Origin of the sequence: Curtobacterium sp. MCBA15_004 (assembly GCF_001865055.2) — a bacterium.
Classification (GTDB): domain Bacteria; phylum Actinomycetota; class Actinomycetes; order Actinomycetales; family Microbacteriaceae; genus Curtobacterium.
Genome location: NZ_CP126266.1, coordinates 1470332 through 1487370, shown reverse-complemented (window position 1 = coordinate 1487370; position 17039 = coordinate 1470332). Strand labels below are relative to the sequence as shown.

Sequence of the window (17039 nt, the reverse complement as noted above, 5' to 3'; positions counted from 1 at the left end):
CCCAGCGACCGTCGGGCACCGGACCGGGCGGCGGACGGCGCCGGACGGCCGCGGACGGCCGCGGACGGCCGCGGACAGCCGCGGACGGCCGCGGACAGCCGCGGACGGCCGCGGACGGCCGCGGACGCGACGATGCCCGCACTCCGTGGGAGTACGGGCATCGTCGACCCGGGCGGGTCGTGGCCGTCAGGCGGCGGCGACCACCGCTTCGAGGTGTGCGCGGCTCATCGTGCGGTACTCGTCGATGAGGGCGGTGTCGGGATTGCTGCGGTCCGCGGTCGCACGGGCGATGACGGCGTGCGCGGACTCGGCGAGCACGACCCAGGTGCGCTCGACCCGTTCACCGGTCGGGAAGCCGAACCGGTCGTGCAGGACCTGTGCGACGGCCGCCCCCAGCGCGCCCATGCGGTCCTCGGGGTCTCCGGTGCCGGTGTCCGCGGCGTCGCCGAAGCGGATCGCGCGGAAGCCCGGCTCGGTGCGGTACATCGCGACGGTGGCGTCGATCAGCGCGTCGCAGGCGTCCTGCCAGGTCTCGGCGTCGCTCTCGTCGAGCGCCGTCAGGAAGCGTTCGGCCAGCCGCTGCGTGCTGCGGATCGCGAGCGCCTCGACCACGGCGATGCGGTCCGGGAAGTAGCGGTAGACCGTGCCGATGGACGCACCGGCACGTTCGGCGACCATCGCGGTGGTCAGGCGCTCGAAGCCGATCTCGTCGATCACCGCCGCAGCAGCGTCGAGGAGGCCCGCGAGGCGCGCCGAACTGCGGGCTTGGACCGGCTCGTTCCTGAGCAGTGATGATCCCCCCGGCAGTGCGTTCGATACCTCGGTGACGAGCACGTGTTCTCCTCTTGCACCACGTGGGCGCGATCAGGTGGGCGTCCTTCCGGACGCTGTCGTCTTGCGTGACGGGGCAATGCTCGCAGAGCACGGCTGGAACGTCGCTGCGACTCACCACAGGAGAGCCGGGTCGCGCGGCCCTCCCGAGCGTGGTCCGACGCCGCACGGCCCGGCGTGGGATAGTGGGCAGATGCCCGACCCGAAGCCCCACGAGCTGTCGCTGGCCGAGCCGATCCTGCACCGTGCGGCCCGCATCGAGGATGCCGTCCAGGAGTTCCGGGAGCACCGCGCGCGACGCCGGGGCCTCGTCCCGACCGTCGTGCCGTACACCGGCTACGGCGCTCCGGGGTGGATCCGGGTGCTCTGCCGCGTGCTGCTCACCCGCCGCGGCCTGGCCTCCGACGCCTCGTTCTACGGCGTGCGCGGGTGGAAGAGCTTCACGAGCGTCGCGGTCGACGACGCCGAGGTCACGGTCACCGCGGGCGGGACGACCCACGTGGTGCAGTCCGACCGCGGCGGTGTCGTGGACGTCAAGGTGCCGATCACCCTCGAACCGGGGTGGCAGACCGTGCGCCTTTCGGCCGGTGGGATGCGTGACGTCGAGGCGGACGTCTTCATCGTCGACCCGGACACCCGCTTCGGGCTGCTGTCCGACATCGACGACACCGTGATGGTGACCTCGCTCCCCCGCCCGATGCTGGCGGCGTGGAACTCCTTCGTCCTCACCGAGCACGCCCGCCGCCCCGTCCCGGGCATGTCCGTGCTGTACGAGCGCGTGCTCGCCCAGCACCCGGGCGCCCCGACGGTCTACCTGTCCACGGGGGCGTGGAACGTCGCACCGACCCTCCAGCGCTTCCTGACGCGCAACATGTACCCGACCGGCACCCTGCTGCTGACCGACTGGGGCCCCACCCACGACCGGTTCTTCCGGAGCGGCCAGCTGCACAAGCAGGAGAACCTGCGGCGCCTCGCGGCGGACTTCCCCGACGTGCAGTGGCTGCTCGTCGGCGACGACGGGCAGCACGACGAGGCCCTGTACGGCGAGTTCGCGCGGGAGCACCCGGAGAACGTCGCCGGGGTCGCGATCCGGCAGCTCTCCACCAGCGAGGCCGTCCTCGCCGGTGGTCGGTCGCGGGGCCAGGAGCGCACGCGTGACTCCTCGTCGCCGTGGGTGTACGCCCCCGACGGCGCCGGCCTCTGGTCGGAGCTCTCCCGCGTCGGCATCACCGAGGCGGACTCCTCCGCACCGCTCTGACCAGCACGGCTCCGAGCGGGACCGCTCCGAGCCACACCGTGCCGAGCCGCCGCGCGGCTCCGGAGCCGGGCCGCCCGGCCCTGGCCCGTCCCCGCTCCGAACCGCTCCCACGGCGCTGAGCACACCCTCAGTCCCCCGACCGTCGTCCACGGCCACCGGTGGTTGGATCGCCACCATGAGCCACGCGACGCCGCCGCCGAACCGCATCGAGGACCACGCCCTGATCGGCGACACGGGCACGGCCGCGCTGGTCGGCCGCGACGGCACGATCGACTGGGCGTGCCTGCCGCGGTTCGACAGCCCGTCGACCTTCGCGTCGCTCCTCGGCGACGAGGACCACGGCCACTGGACGCTCCGCCCGGCCGCCCCCGGCGCCACCGCCGTCCGACGGCACCTGCCGGACACGCTCGTCCTGTCGACGGTGTGGACGACCGACACCGGCGTCGTCGAGGTCACCGACTTCATGCCGGTCGGCGCGCACCGGGCGGCGATCGTCCGACGGGTCCGGGGCCTGCAGGGGTCCGTCGAAGTCCAGCAGACCCTGCGCATCCGGTTCGACTACGCCCGTGCGCTCCCCTGGGTCCGGCAGATCGGCGACGACGACGACCCGTCGCTGCTCGCCACCGCCGGTCCGGGATCGGTCGTCGTCCGCGGCGTGCGCTTCCACGCGGAGGACCACCGCCACACCGCGACGACGACCGTCCACGACGGGGACGTCGTCGACACCGTGCTCACCTGGTACCCGTCGCACCGCGAGCCGCCGGAGCCGCTCGACGTGGACGCGGCCCTCGCGCACACCACCCGGTGGTGGCGGGACTGGTCGGCGACCGCGCACACCGAGGGCCCGTACGCGGAGGCGTCGCGCCGGTCGCTCCTCCTGCTGCGCGCGATGACCCACGGCGAGACGGGCGGGGTCGTCGCCGCGGCGACCACGAGCCTGCCGGAGGACCCCGGCGGCGAACGCAACTGGGACTACCGCTACGTCTGGCTCCGCGACGCCTCGCTCGCTCTCGCGTCCCTCATCGCGCACGGCTACCGCGACGAAGCGACGCACTGGCGCGGCTGGCTGCTCCGCGCGATCGCCGGCGACCCCGCCGACGTGCAGATCATGTACGGGGTGGCCGGGGAGCGCGAACTGCCGGAGCGGACGCTCGACGAGCTGCCCGGCTACCTCGGCTCCACGCCGGTCCGGGTCGGCAACGGCGCGTCGACGCAGTACCAGGGGGACGTCTTCGGCGAGGTGCTCGCAGCGCTCCACGACGCCCGCGAGCTCGGCGTCGAGGAGAACGCCGACTCCTGGGCCCTCCAGCGCGCGCTGCTCGGCTACGTCGAGGACCACTGGCAGGAACCGGACAACGGCATCTGGGAGATGCGCGGACCCCGCCGGCACTTCACCCACTCGCGCGCGATGATCTGGGCCGCGTTCGACCGGGGCGTCGCCGCCGTCGAGGAGTTCGGGCTCGAGGGCCCCGTCGACCGCTGGCGCACCCTGCGCGACCAGGTCCGCGCCGAGATCGAGGAGCACGGCTGGAACGCGGAGCGCGGCGCCTACCGCCAGCACTACGACACCGACGAGGTCGACGCGAGCCTGCTCGTCCTCCCGCAGGTCGGGTACTGCCGGGCCGACGACCCCCGCATGACCGGCACCGTGGCGGCGATCGAACAGGACCTCCGCGTCGGCGACGACGGACTCGTGCTGCGCTACCGCACGAGCGCCGGCTTCGACGGGCTGTCCGGCAGCGAGCACCCCTTCCTGGCGTGCTCGTTCTGGCTCGTGGAGCAGTACGCCGCATCGGGTCGCGTCGACGACGCCGAACGCCTCATGGACGTGCTCGTCGGCTACGCGAACGACGTCGGCATGCTGTCCGAGGAGGTCGACGTCGCCACCGGACACCAGATCGGCAACACCCCGCAGGTGCTGTCGCACCTGACCCTCGTGTCCGCGGCCGACGCGATCGCCCGCGCACGCGGCGAGGCCTCCGGCCACCGCACGCGCCTCGCCGTCCACGACGGCGGCACGCGGTCCTGGACCGGCGAGGGGACGCGCGCCGGCTCACCGTCCTGACCCCGTGACGGACGGGAGGCGCGGTGCCAGCCGGCACCGCGCCTCCCGTCCGTCAGGGGGTGACGTCCGTCAGGACGACGAGACCCACTCGGCCGGACCGCGCGAACCGGCGCGGTACTCCTCGAGCGGGACGTCGCCGGCCTTCCAGGCGGCGACGACGGGCTCGACGATCTCCCAGCAGCGCTCGGCCACGTCGCCGCGGATCGAGAGCAGCGGGTCGTCGTGGAAGATGCCGTTGAGGACCTCGCCGTAGGGCGTCAGCTCACCGTCGTCGAACGAGGACGACAGGGTGACCTGGCCCATCTCGAACGGGTTGCCGCCGCCGTTGGCCGACACCGACAGCTCGATCTCGTCCGGGTTGAGGACGATGCGGAGCGTGTCGGCCTTCGGGCGACCGGACAGGCCCGAGGGCAGACGCGGCACCGGCTTGAAGGTGATGAGGACCTCCTTGCGGCTGGCGCCGAGCGCCTTGCCGGAACGGAGGGTGAACGGCACGCCCTTCCAGCGCGCGGTGTCCACCTCGACCTCGATCTCGGCCAGGGTCTCGGTCTCGCGCGACTTGTCGACGCCGTCCTCGTCCTGGTACGACGGCAGTTCCTTGCCGTCGATCGTGCCGGCCGTGTAGACGGCACGACGGGACGCGATCGTCGCGTCGTCACCCTTGAGGCGCGTCGAGCGCAGCACGCGGGCGAGCGAGGAGCGGAACTCGACCGAGTCGATGGCCGCGGGGGCGTCCATCGTCACGAGCCCGAGGATCTGCAGCAGGTGCGACTGGATCATGTCGACCATCGCACCGGCCTCGTCGTAGTACTGCGCGCGGTTCTCGAGGCCGAGGGTCTCGTCGTAGAAGACGTCGACCTTCTCGATGTTGTCCGCGTTCCAGATCGGCTCGAACAGTCGGTTCGCGAAACGCAGACCGATGATGTTGAGGACCGTCGTGCGACCGAGGAAGTGGTCGGTGCGGTGCACGCGCTCCTCGGGGACGAGCTTGAGGACCGTCTCGTTGAGGGCCCGGGCGCTGGCGACGTCGGTGCCGAACGGCTTCTCGAACGCGAGGGTGGTGCCCTCGGGGAGCTCCACCTGCTGCAGGGCCTCGCAGATGTCGGACGCGATCTGCGGCGGGAGCGCGAAGTAGAGGATCGGCTCCGACTCCGCGGCGTCGAGGAGCGCCTCGAGGTGCTCGGGGTCGGTGGGGTCGCCCTGGATGAAGCGGGTCGACTCGAGGGTCGCGTCGACCTCGGCGCCGTGCACGTCCTGCGAGGCGAAGGACTTCGTGACGACGTCCTTCCACTGCTCCTCGCTGCGGGCGCTGCGGCCGGTGCCGATCAGCTGGACGGGAACCGCTCGACCGCTCTGCAGGAACGTGCCGAGGCCCGGCAGCAGCAGGCGGGAGGCGAGGTCGCCCGTCGCGCCGAAGATGATGAGGGTGCGCTTGTCGGTCACCGGAGGTGACTCCTTTCGCTGGTGGGAGGGTCCGCTCGGGCTCAAGCCGCGTGCGGGCCGGTTGATTCCCGGGATACCCGGTCCGGACCGAGTGTTCGGTCGGGGTGGGGTACGGGTGCCGGGACGATGAGGGGTGCTCGACCTGCTCCGGACACACGTCGGGCGGCACCGGATGAGGTGCCGCCCGAGGGTGTCAGGTGCGCTGCAGCGTGGAGATCAGTGTCCGAAGTTGCCGCGGTAGTACTCGTAGACCCAGCCCACGAGGGTCACGGTGACCATGGCGAGCCCGATCGGGACGATCCACAGACCGGCCGCGAGACCGAGGAAGCACAGGGCAGTGGAACCGGCGAGCAGGATCGGCCACCACGACCACGGGCTGAAGTGCCCGAGCTCGGCGTCGCCGTCCTCGATGTTGGCGTCCGGACGGTCCTCGGGCAGCACGCCGCCCTGCGAGGACATGACCTTGCCGAGGTAGAACGCGATGAACGCGGACATGATCCCGGTGAGGCCGATCGCGACCGTGCCGACCCACTCCGGGCGACCGTAGTAGATCAGTGCCCAGATCGTGTACGCGGCGTCCGCGAGGATGAAGAACCCGAAGAGGATCCAGAACAGGTTGGTGTTGGCGCGCATCGGCTTACTTCACCTCGCCCTTCGCGGCGTCGTAGGTCGGAGCGTCCGGTGCGTCCTTCGCAGGACCCACACCGATCGGCACACCCGCTTCCGGGTGGTTCAGGTCGAAGGCCGGGGATTCGGAACGGATCCGCGGGATCGACGTGAAGTTGTGGCGGGGCGGCGGGCAGCTGGTCGCCCACTCGAGCGAGCGGCCGTAGCCCCAGGGGTCGTTCACCGCGACCTTCGGAGCGTTCCGAGCGGTCACGTAGACGTTGAAGATGAACGGCAGGAACGAGATCGCGAGGATCATCGAGCCGATCGTCGACAGCTGGTTCATCCAGGTGAAGCCGTCGTTCGGCAGGTAGGTCGCGTAGCGACGCGGCATGCCGATGACGCCCAGCCAGTGCTGGATGAGGAACGTCGTGTGGAAGCCGATGAACAGCAGCCAGAAGTGGATCTTGCCGAGACGCTCGTTGAGCATCTTGCCGGTCCACTTCGGCCACCAGAAGTAGAACCCGGAGAACATCGCGAACACGACGGTGCCGAAGACCACGTAGTGGAAGTGCGCGACGACGAAGTACGAGTCGGACACGTGGAAGTCGAGCGGCGGCGACGCCAGGATCACACCGGTGAGACCACCGAACGTGAAGGTGATGAGGAAGCCGAGGGCCCAGAGCAGCGGCGTCTCGAACGTGACCGAACCGCGCCACATGGTGCCGACCCAGTTGAAGATCTTCACGCCGGTCGGGACCGCGATGAGCATCGTCATGAGCGAGAACCACGGGAGCAGGACGCCACCGGTGACGTACATGTGGTGCGCCCACACCGTGACCGAGAGGGCCGCGATGGAGATGGTCGCGTAGACGAGGGTCTTGTACCCGAAGATCGGCTTGCGGCTGAAGACCGGGAAGACCTCGGAGACGATGCCGAAGAACGGCAGCGCGATGATGTAGACCTCGGGGTGCCCGAAGAACCAGAACAGGTGCTGCCAGAGCAGGGCACCGCCGTTGGCCGGGTTGTAGATCTGCGCGTCGAACACGCGGTCGAGGCCGAGGCCGAACAGCGCCGCGGCGAGGACCGGGAAGGCCATCAGCACGAGCAGCGACGTCACGAGGGTGTTCCACGTGAAGATCGACATGCGGAACATCGTCATGCCGGGGGCACGCATCGTGATGATCGTCGTGATGAAGTTCACCGCGCCGAGGATCGTCGAGAAGCCGGTCATGCCCAGGCCGAAGACCCAGAGCGTCCCACCGAGACCCGGCGTGAACGTCGTGTCACTCAGTGGCGCGTAGGCGAACCAGCCGAAGGACGCGGCACCCTGCGGGGTGAGGAAGCCACCGACGGCGATCAGCGAGCCGAACAGGTAGAGCCAGAAGGCGAACCCGTTCAGACGCGGGAACGCGACGTCCGGAGCACCGATCTGCAGCGGCATGATCGCGTTCGCGAAGCCCGAGAACAGCGGCGTCGCGAACATCAGCAGCATGATCGTGCCGTGCATGGTGAACAGCTGGTTGTACTGCTCCTTCGTGGCGACGACCTGCAGGCCGGGCTCGAAGAGCTGTGCGCGGATCACGAGCGCCATCACACCTGCGAGCAGGAAGAAGACGAACGAGGCGATCAGGTACATGTACCCGATGGTCTTGTGGTCGGTGGAGGTGATCCACCGGACGATGATGTTGCCCTTCCGACCGACCTTCGACGCCTGGAAGTCCGGCGTCGAGGGCCTGGTCGGCTGGCCGACGAGTGACGTTGTCATCTGACGAGCCCCTACTTCTTCGCGCTGGACGCCTCTGCCGGCGCCTGGTTGTTCGGTTCGTTCGTGTTGGTGTCGTACTCGTTGCCGAGCAGACCGACCTTGCCCTGGTCGCGGAGCGTCTCGAGGTAGGCCTTGTAGTCGGAGTCCGACACGACCTTGACCTGGAAGAGCATCAGCGAGTGGTACTCACCGCAGAGCTCGGCGCACTTGCCCTGGTACGTGCCGATCTTCTGCGGGACGAAGTACTCGTAGTTCGTCTTGCCCGGGAGCATGTCCTTCTTGTAGAGGAAGTCGATGACCCAGAAGGAGTGGTCGACGTCGCGGGACGACAGCTCGATCTTGACCTTCTTGTCGACCGGCAGGTAGAGCGTCGGCAGCTGCGACTCGTCGATCGCGCCCTTGCCGTTCTCTTCTTCCTGCGCCTGGATGCCCTGGTAGTAGACGCTGTCCTCGGGGTTGGACTGGTCGATGTAGTTGAAGTCCCACGCCCAGCGCTTGCCGTACACGTGCACGGTGGCGTCCGGGTTCTCGAAGGGCTTCTCGATGGCCGACTGGTCCTTGGCGGTGAAGGCGAAGAAGCCCAGCACCAGGATGAGCGGCACGATCGTGTAGAAGATCTCGAGCGGCATGTTGTACCGCATCTGCACCGGGAGGCCGGTCTGGCCCTTGCGGCGGCGGTAGACGATCGCGGCCCAGATGATGAGGCCCCAGACGATGAGACCCACCGCGAGGAGGACGATCCAGCTGGTGGTCCACAGGCCGACGATGCGGCTCGTGTGGTTCGTGACGTCCTTCGTCTGCTCCGTGCCGGGGAGCCATCCGTTCATCTGCTGCTGCGTGCAGCCAGCCAGTGCGATGACCAGACCGACGGCCACCGGGACGGCCGCCCAACGTATACGGCGATTCGAACGCACTGTTACCTCTCGGAAGACGTGGCAGGGAGCCGGCGGCACGAAGGCCGCACATTGCTGGCTCCCAGCTTGGTTGGAACACTCCTAGCTTACTCGCAGCTCACCGACACTCGCGCACACGACCCCCGGTTCGGGTCGGTCCACGCGTCGGTTCCCGCCCTCGAGCGGGGCGGAGGACGAGCCTTTCCCCCGGTCGTGCGGGTCCGCCGACGACGAGGAGTCGGACGGACGACGAGCGGGGAGCGGCCAGATCGGCCGCTCCCCGCTCGCGTGTCGGTCGGGTCCGTGCAACGGACGCCGTGCGCTCCCCCGTGGCGGAGCGCTCGCTCCTAGTGGAAGCTGTCGCCGCAGGCGCAGCTGCCCTGCGCGTTCGGGTTGTCGATCGTGAAGCCCTGCTTCTGGATCGTGTCCTCGAAGTCGATCGTCGCGCCGTCCAGGTACGGGACGCTCATCTTGTCGACGACGACCTCGACGCCGCTGCCGAACTCGGCCGTGGCGTCGCCGTCCATCAGACGCTCGTCGAAGTAGAGCTGGTAGATGAGGCCGGAGCATCCGCCGGGCTGGACCGCCAGGCGCAGGCGCAGGTCGTCGCGGCCCTCCTGCTCGAGCAGGCTCGCCACCTTCGCCGCCGCGGTGTCGCTCAGTGCGACGCCGTGGGTACGGGCGTCCGTCGACGGTGCGTTGTCGGTGATGGTGTCGCTCATCCGCGCGTCTCCCTCCGGGCGGTGTCGATCACCGCGCCTGTCGTTGATTGTAAGCACTGCCGCCGACGGAGTGGGTGGTGCTCCACAGGAGACCGCGCTCCACGGGTGACCGCGCGCGCTGTGGGCGACCGCGCTCACAGCACGCGACCGCGCTCGCCCCAGGGGACCGTCGACGCGACGGGAGGCGCGGTGCCGACCGGCACCGCGCCTCCCGTCCGGATCGCGCCGTCAGGCGCGCGTCGCGAGCCGCGCGAGCAGGATCGCCTCGGCGGCGATCGCGCGGTGCAGCACGCCGAGGTGCTGCGACTCGTTCGGGCTGTGTGCGCGGGTGTCGGGGTCCTCGACGCCCGTGACGAGGATCTGCGCCTCGGGGAACTCGGCGGCCAGGTCGGAGACGAAGGGGATGGACCCGCCGATGCCCTGCTCGACCGCGGGGGCGCCCCAGCCCTCGTGCATGGCGGTGCGCGCCTCCTGGACGGCCCAGCCGGCGGTGTCGACCAGGAAACCGTCGCCGGTGTCGACCTCGGTGATCTCGAGCTGCGCACCGAACGGCACGTTCGCACGCAGGTGCCGCTCGACGGCGGCGTACGCATCGGTGGCCGACTGCCCGGGCGCGACGCGCACCGAGATGCGGGCCGCGACCGAGGGCAGCAGCGTGTTCGAGGCGTTCGCGACGCTCGGGACGTCCATGCCGGTCACCGTCAGCGACGGCTGGAACCACATGCGCGACAGCACCGGGCCGGTGCCGACCGGCCGGACCCCGGGCAGCAGCGCGGCGTCGGTCGCGAGCTCGGCCTCGGAGCGCTCGGGGACTTCGGCCTCGTACGCGGTGAGGCCCTCGACGGCCACCGACCCGTCGTCGTCGTGGAGCGACGCGAGCAGGCGGACCATCGGGATCATCGCGTCGGGGGCCGCGCCGCCGAACATGCCGCTGTGGCTGGCGTGCTCGAGCGTCGTCAGCGTCGCCTTGAACGTGACGTTGCCGCGGAGCGAGACCGTGATGGACGGGACGTCGACCGACCAGTTGTCGCTGTCCGCGACGACGATGACGTCGGCGGCGAGGTGCTCCTTCTGCTCGCGCAGGAACGTGCGGAACGAGCGGGAGCCGAACTCCTCCTCGCCCTCGACGAAGAGCACGACACCGAGGTCGAGGTCGTCGCCGAACTGCGCGTGCAGGGCCCGGAGCGAGGCGATGTGCGTCATCACGCCCGCCTTGTCGTCCGAGGCGCCACGGCCGTACAGCCGGTCGCCGCGGAGCGTCGGCTCGAAGGGCGGGGTCTCCCACAGCGCGTCGTCGCCCTGGGGCTGCACGTCGTGGTGGGCGTAGAGCATCACCGTCGGCTTGCCGTTGCGCGCCGGGCGGACCGCGAGGACGGCGGGCTGGCCGAGCTCGACCCCGGCGGCGGCCGCGGTGTCGGAGGGCGCGGCGTCCGTGGCCGCGGCGTCGCCGGACGGGGTGTCGCTGACCGCGGTGCCGGCGGCCGGGGCGTCGGTGGTCGGGGCGTCGGTGGCCGGGGTGTCGCCCTCGACCGCGGACCGGACGATGCGCACGGCATCGTCGGCGAAGACGCCGGTCGACCGGGCGAGGTCGGCGACGGCCTCGGCACTGGCCTGCACGTTCGCCGGGTCGAAGGCCGACCACGACACCGACGGCAACCGGACCAGGGCGGACAGGTCCGCGATCGTCGTCGGCAGCGCGCCCTGCACGTGTTCGCGCAGGGCGTCGAGGAGCGCGGGGTCGGTCGCGGGGCTGTGCTGGTCGGTGTCGGTCATGTCCCGTAATCTAGAGGACGATCCAGCACGCAACCGCAGTCAGGAACGCACCGTGGCGAAGGCAGCCCCCAAGACCAACACGACCGTGAACCCCTCCGAGGAAGAACTCCTCGAGCAGGGCAAGGGTCGTCCGACGCCGTCGCGTCGCGAGCGCGAGGCCGCCAACCGCCGCCCGCTCGTGGGCAACAGCCCGCAGGACAAGAAGGCCGCCCGCGCCCGTCTGACCACGGAGCGCGAGAAGGCCCGCGTGGGCATGGCGAACGGCGAGGAACGCTACCTCCCGGCCAAGGACAAGGGCGAGCAGCGCAAGTTCGTGCGCGACTGGATCGACGCCCGCTGGAACGTGGGCGAGGTCATGATGCCCGTCCTCGTCCTGTTCCTGGTCGTCGGGTTCGCCGCCGCGCAGACTCCCCTGGCCTCGTACTCGCTGCTCATGGTGTGGGCGTTCGTCGCGCTGTTCGTGCTCGACTGCGTGATCCTCTGGTTGTCGCTCCGCAAGAAGCTCACCGCGAAGTTCGGGAGCACGCAGCGCGGGACCTTCCTCTACATCCTGACCCGGGCGTGGCAGCTGCGCTTCCTGCGCCTGCCGAAGCCGCAGGTCCGGCGCGGGCAGTACCCGACGCTGTAGGGCCCGCTCCAGTCCCTCGAAGCGCCACCCGGCTCGCCGGGTGGCGCTTCGTCGTTCCTGGTGGCGGCGCGGCGCGAGGGCCGCGCGCGGGCGCGGGCCGCGCGCGGGCGCGGGCCGTGCGCGGGCGCGGGCCGGGCGCGGGCGCGGCCTCGCGCGGAGTCGCGAGCGGGCAGGACGCGCCGCGTGCGGAGCGCCGAGGGAGCACGATCCGTCACGCTCGCGCGCCCGGAACGACAGGAACGGCCCACTCGGCGTCAGCATCCGGGCGCGCCGTCCGGGGCGCCCGCCCGCCGGACGGGAGGCACGGTGCCAGCGGGAGCCGCGCCTCCCGTCCGACGCTTCCTCAGTCCGGCCCGCGCACCACCGGCGGCCAAGCGCGGACCAGACAGGGGCGCGACCTGCCCGCGCACAAGGGAAAGCACGTCGCACCGCGGCGAACCGCGGCGCGACGTGCCCGCGGTGGTGCGGAGGACGGGAGGCACGGTGCCAGCGGGAGCTACACCTCCGTCCGACGCTTCCTCAGTCCGGCCCGCGCACCACGGGCGGCCAAGCGCAGACCAGGCGCGGCGCAACGTGCCCTCGCACAAGCGGAAGCGCGTCGCGCCACGGCGAAGCGTGGCGCGACGTGCTCATGGTTGGGCGGAGGACGGGAGGACGGGAGGCACGGTGCCAGCGGGAGGCGCGCCTCCCTTCCCGCGGTCCCGCCGGCCCGGCGGCCGCCGCCGCGGCGGTACCGCGGCGTCGCCGAGGCACGACCTGCCCCCGCACAACGGAAAGCACGTCGCACCACGGCGAACCGCGGCGCGAGGTGCCTCGCGTTGTGCGCCGCCACGACACCGCCGCATCAACCGCCGACGCAACAGGCACCGCGTCGACCGCCGACGCAACAGGCGCCGCGTCAACGCCGGCGCGACAGCACCAACGTCACTGCTCGGCCGGCGAGGTCAGCGCGCTGCGCGCCGCAGACGCCGCCGCCGCAGCCGGTTGATCCGCGTTGCCCAGGTCGGCCCCTCGTAGAGGAACGCGGTGTAGCCCTGCACGAGCGTCGCACCCGCGTCGATGCGGTCCTGGACGTCCTGCTCCGAGGTCACTCCCCCGACGGCCACGACGCAGAAGTCGTCGGGCACGGCAGCACGGACGCGGCGCAGGACCTCGAGGGACCGCTCCGCGACCGGCGCACCGGAGAGTCCGCCTGCGCCCATCGCCTCGACCTCGGCGGCCGGGGTCCGCAGTCCGGTCCGCGCGATCGTCGTGTTGTTCGCGATGATTCCGGACAGCCCGAGGTCGACCGCGAGCCCGGCGATCGCGTCGATCTGCTCGTCGGTCAGGTCCGGGGCGATCTTCACGAGCACGGGCGTCCGTCCGGCGGCGTCCCGCACGGCCGACAGCAGCGGACGCAGCTGGTCCAGCTCCTGCAGTCCGCGGAGTCCGGGCGTGTTCGGCGAACTGACGTTGACCGCCAGGTAGTCGGCGAACGGCGCGAGCAGCCGCGTGGACTCGAGGTAGTCGTCGACGGCGTCCTCGACCGCGACGACCCGGCTCTTGCCGATGTTGACGCCGATCACCGGGCGACCCGGGTTGCGGCGCGCACGTTCGAGGCGACGTGCGGCTCGGGCGGCACCGTGGTTGTTGAAGCCCATGCGGTTGATCAGTGCCCGGTCGGCGATGAGGCGGAACAGACGCGGACGTTCGTTGCCCGGCTGCGGCTTCGCGGTGATCGTCCCGACCTCGACGTGTCCGAAGCCGAGGAGCCCGAGCCCCGCGATGCCGCGCGCGTCCTTGTCGAACCCGGCGGCCAGGCCGAAGCGCGAGGGGAAGTGGATGCCCATGGTCGTGACGCCGTCCTCGGCGGCCGGGCGGGAGTACCGCTCGACCGCGCCGCCGAGGACCGGGACCTTCGGGAGCGCGCGGATCACGGCGAAGGCGATGTGGTGCGCCCGCTCCGGGTCCATGTTCGCGAACACCGACCGGAACACGACCGCGTACCCGGCGCGGACGAGCCGCTCGGCGACGCCGCTCATGCGCCCGAGCCCGAGGCGCCGGAACCGGAAGAGCCAGAACCGGAGGAGCCCGACCCCGAGGAGCCCGAACCGGCGGTGCCCGACCCCGAGGAGCCCGAACCGGCGGTACCCGACCCCGAGGCGCCAGCCCCGGCCGTGACCGTCCCGGCTGCCTGCGCAGCGTCCCGGTGGTCGATCCGCAGCTGACCGATGGCGTCCTCGAAGTCCTCGAGCGACTCGAACGCCTGGTACACGCTCGCGAAGCGCAGGAACGCCACCTCGTCGAGCTCGCGCAGCGGCGCCAGGATCGCCAGGCCGATGTCGTTCGCGTCGATCTGGCTCGACCCCGAGGAACGGACCGTCTCCTCGACCCGCTGGGCCAGCACGGCGAGGTCGCCGTCGGTCACCGGCCGGCCCTGGCACGCCTTGCGCACACCGGAGACGATCTTGTCGCGGCTGAACGGCTCGGTGACGCCGTTGCGCTTCACGACGTTCAGCGAGGCGGTCTCGGTCGTCGAGAACCGCCGTCCGCAGTTCGGGCACTGACGACGGCGACGGATCGAGGTCCCGTCGTCACTGGTGCGGGAGTCGACGACGCGGGAGTCCGGGTGGCGGCAGAAGGGGCAGAACATGGCCGTCCCAGGCTACCGGCTCCCGCCTGCCGTCAGGCCCGGCCGGTGCGTTCCGTCACCGCGGCGGCGTGACCGGGGAGCTGCTCCTCGGTCGCCAGCGCCACGATGTGCGGAGCGACCTCGGCCAACGCTGTCGGCGAGTACCGGATCACCTGCTGCGGGCGGAGGAACGTGGACGCCGACAACCCGGACCCGAAGCGCGCCTGACCCCCTGTCGGCAGGACGTGGTTCGACCCCGCCAGGTAGTCCCCGAGGCTCACGGGCGTGCTCGGTCCGACGAAGACGGCACCGGCCGCGTCGATGTCGGCGAGGACCGCGTCGTCGTCGGCGGTCTGCACCTCGAGGTGCTCCGGCCCGTACGCGTTGCTCACGGTCGCGGCGTCGGCGAGCGAGTCCACGAGCACGACCGCCGACTGCGGTCCGTCCAGGGCGGTCTGGAGGCGCGCAGCCGTCCCGAGCGCAGCCACCCGTTCCGGGATGGCCGCCTCCACGGCGTCGGCGAACGCCTCGGACGTCGTCACGAGCACGCTGCCGGCCTGCTCGTCGTGCTCGGCCTGGCTCACCAGGTCGGCGGCGACGAAGCCCGGGTCGGCGGTGTCGTCGGCGATCACGAGGATCTCGGTCGCCCCGGCCTCGGAGTCGATGCCGACGACGCCGCGCACGAGGCGCTTGGCCGCGGCGACGTAGTTGTTGCCCGGACCGGTGACGAGGTCGACCGGCTCGAGGCCGATCGACGCGACGCCGTACGCGAGGGCACCGACCGCGCCGGCACCGCCCATGGCGTAGACCTCGTCGATGCCGAGCAGCCCCGCCGCGGCGAGGATCGTCGGGTGGACCCGGCCGCCGTGGTCGCGCTGGGGCGGCGACACGAGCGCGATGGAGCCGACGCCGGCGACCTGGGCCGGGACGACGTTCATCACGACGCTCGACGGGTAGACGGCCTTGCCGCCGGGGACGTAGAGCCCGACGCGGCGCATCGGCTGCCAGCGCTGGTGCACCTCGGCGCCGTCGGCGAGGGTCGTCACCGATCCGGCGGGCACCTGCGCGGCACTCGCGGCACGGACGCGGCGGATGGCCTCGTCGAGCGCGGCCCGGAGCTCCGGCGTGAGTCCCGCGACGGCCGCGGCGATCTCGGCGGCGGGCACCCGCACGTGCTCGGGCGCTCCCCCGTCGAACCGCTCGGCCTGGTCGCGCAGTGCGTCGGCTCCCTGGTGTCGGACCGCGTCGACGAGCTCGCGCGCGGACGCCACGGCGGACGAGACGTCACCGGCGGCGCGCGGCATGAGACGGAGGAGTTCGGCACGGGCGGGCAGACCGCCGCGGAGGTCGATTCGCTGCATCATGAGGGGTCCAGCGTACCGGCGGCACCCGACAGGAGCGCGTCGACGACGGGCCCGTGCCGGGCGGTCGATCCGGCGTCCCAGGCGCCGAGCAGGTGCAGCGTGACGACCCGGAACGCGAGCGCACGGACGAGCAGCTGCGGCCACTCGGGCGCGGCGGCGAGTTCCCCGAGCGGCCCGAGCCGTCGGAGCGGGACACCGTGCCAGCAGACCGCGTCCACGGCGGCGACCGCGGCACCGTACCCCGCCGGTCGCCAGTAGGGCGCCCAGTCGAACACCGCGGGCGGCTGCCCCGGCGCGAACAGCACGTTGCCGAGCAGGTCGCCGTGCACCGGCTGCTCGGGCGTCCGGACGGGCCGGAACGATCCGGCCAGGCGGCGCAGCAGCGGATCGGTGCGGAGCAGCCGGTCGGTGCGCGGTGCGCGGTCCCCCGGGGCGTCGGGCCGTGCTGGCCCGGCCTCCCACACCACGCGGTCGGCGCGGCTCCACGGGTCGTCGACCAGGTCGAGGAACGCGGGCCGGTCGAGACCCGCCAGGGCTGCCTCGAACGCCGACCCGGCGCGGACGACGTCCTCGACGCGCGCCGGGTCCGTCGCACCGTCGAGCCACTCCCACGCCTCCCACCCGTCGACGAACCAGGGACCGGCCGACCGCACGTCGCCCGACCCGGGTTCGACGGGCCTCGGGTCGACGGGCCCCAGTTCGACGGGCCTCGGGTCGACGGGCCCCAGTTCGACGGGCTCCGGGTCGACGGGCTCCGGGTCGACCGGCCCCGGGTCGACGGCCCGGCGGTCGACGCCCGCGGGGCCGACTGCGACGGCCCCGGTGCCCACGGACCTGCCTCCGCCGACCGCAGCCGCGACCGGGCGGGGCGTCCGGAACGCGGCCGTGTGCGGGAGCCGGGCCAGCGTGTCGGACCGCCACCGCGCCTCCCGGACGTCACCGTGCGGACGCAGGACGACGTCACCGGCGCGCCACGTCTCCCCGCGCCCACCGTCGAGGCGGACCGGCGTGCGGCCACCGGCCCCGAACGCCCGGAGCACCGCGGCCGACGGCCGTGGTGCTCCGGGGGCGGTCACG

13 protein-coding genes and 1 pseudogene are annotated in these 17039 nt (G+C 72.0%); 3 read left to right on the top strand and 11 right to left on the bottom strand.

From position 1 onward, the window contains the following. Positions 1-186 precede the first annotated feature (186 nt). The gene (locus QOL16_RS07030) at positions 187-834 is read right to left on the bottom strand and encodes a TetR/AcrR family transcriptional regulator (protein WP_065960913.1); all 648 of its coding nucleotides are present in this window, start codon (positions 832-834) and stop codon (positions 187-189) included. 190 nt (positions 835-1024) lie between these two features. Between QOL16_RS07030 and QOL16_RS07025 the strand changes: the two genes are divergently transcribed. Then, positions 1025-2089 carry an App1 family protein gene (locus QOL16_RS07025; RefSeq protein ID WP_065960911.1) on the top strand — a complete coding sequence of 355 codons (1065 nt, stop codon included), beginning with the start codon at positions 1025-1027 and terminating at the stop codon, positions 2087-2089. A gap of 175 nt (positions 2090-2264) precedes the next feature. Further along, on the top strand, positions 2265-4154 hold the full coding sequence (locus QOL16_RS07020) for a glycoside hydrolase family 15 protein (RefSeq protein WP_083395071.1): 1890 nt from the start codon (positions 2265-2267) through the stop codon (positions 4152-4154). 69 nt (positions 4155-4223) lie between these two features. Here QOL16_RS07020 and QOL16_RS07015 read toward each other — a convergent pair whose 3' ends face one another. The 6 genes from QOL16_RS07015 to QOL16_RS06990 all read right to left on the bottom strand — a co-directional run bounded on the left by QOL16_RS07015 (position 4224) and on the right by QOL16_RS06990 (position 11359). After that, positions 4224-5597, bottom strand: a complete 1374-nt coding sequence (locus tag QOL16_RS07015) for a glucose-6-phosphate dehydrogenase (protein WP_071284912.1) — start codon at positions 5595-5597, stop codon at positions 4224-4226. 216 nt (positions 5598-5813) lie between these two features. Then, positions 5814-6230 carry a cytochrome c oxidase subunit 4 gene (locus tag QOL16_RS07010; protein ID WP_065960907.1) on the bottom strand — a complete coding sequence of 139 codons (417 nt, stop codon included), beginning with the start codon at positions 6228-6230 and terminating at the stop codon, positions 5814-5816. Positions 6231-6234: 4 nt separating this feature from the next. Beyond that, positions 6235-7971, bottom strand: coding sequence for a cytochrome c oxidase subunit I (gene ctaD, locus QOL16_RS07005; protein WP_065960904.1), 1737 nt, complete (start codon positions 7969-7971; stop codon positions 6235-6237). An 11-nt stretch (positions 7972-7982) separates the two neighbouring features. Then, entirely contained in the window at positions 7983-8885 is a 903-nt protein-coding gene (gene coxB / locus QOL16_RS07000; protein WP_065960903.1) for a cytochrome c oxidase subunit II, read from the bottom strand. A 326-nt stretch (positions 8886-9211) separates the two neighbouring features. Continuing rightward, positions 9212-9586, bottom strand: coding sequence for an iron-sulfur cluster assembly accessory protein (locus QOL16_RS06995; protein WP_065960895.1), 375 nt, complete (start codon positions 9584-9586; stop codon positions 9212-9214). A gap of 228 nt (positions 9587-9814) precedes the next feature. Further along, entirely contained in the window at positions 9815-11359 is a 1545-nt protein-coding gene (locus QOL16_RS06990) for a dipeptidase (RefSeq protein WP_139266447.1), read from the bottom strand. A gap of 52 nt (positions 11360-11411) precedes the next feature. Here QOL16_RS06990 and QOL16_RS06985 point away from each other — a divergent pair, with 52 nt between their 5' ends. Then, the gene (locus QOL16_RS06985) at positions 11412-11987 is read left to right on the top strand and encodes a DUF3043 domain-containing protein (RefSeq protein ID WP_071284913.1); all 576 of its coding nucleotides are present in this window, start codon (positions 11412-11414) and stop codon (positions 11985-11987) included. Between the two features lie 944 nt (positions 11988-12931). Here the strand turns inward: QOL16_RS06985 and QOL16_RS06980 are convergent. The 4 genes and pseudogenes from QOL16_RS06980 to QOL16_RS06965 all read right to left on the bottom strand — a co-directional run bounded on the left by QOL16_RS06980 (position 12932) and on the right by QOL16_RS06965 (position 17038). Beyond that, on the bottom strand, positions 12932-14008 hold the full coding sequence (locus QOL16_RS06980) for a quinone-dependent dihydroorotate dehydrogenase (protein ID WP_065960885.1): 1077 nt from the start codon (positions 14006-14008) through the stop codon (positions 12932-12934). Positions 14009-14175: 167 nt separating this feature from the next. Beyond that, a pseudogene (nrdR, locus tag QOL16_RS06975) lies at positions 14176-14619 on the bottom strand (transcriptional regulator NrdR); the annotation flags it as partial. A 32-nt stretch (positions 14620-14651) separates the two neighbouring features. After that, positions 14652-15962: a histidinol dehydrogenase gene (gene hisD, locus QOL16_RS06970; RefSeq protein ID WP_065960880.1), complete on the bottom strand. Its 1311-nt coding sequence runs from the start codon at positions 15960-15962 to the stop codon at positions 14652-14654. Next, complete coding sequence (locus QOL16_RS06965; protein WP_175473109.1) at positions 15959-17038, bottom strand: hypothetical protein; 1080 nt, start codon at positions 17036-17038, stop codon at positions 15959-15961. Before QOL16_RS06965 ends, hisD begins: the two co-directional genes overlap by 4 nt. Position 17039 lies beyond the last annotated feature (1 nt).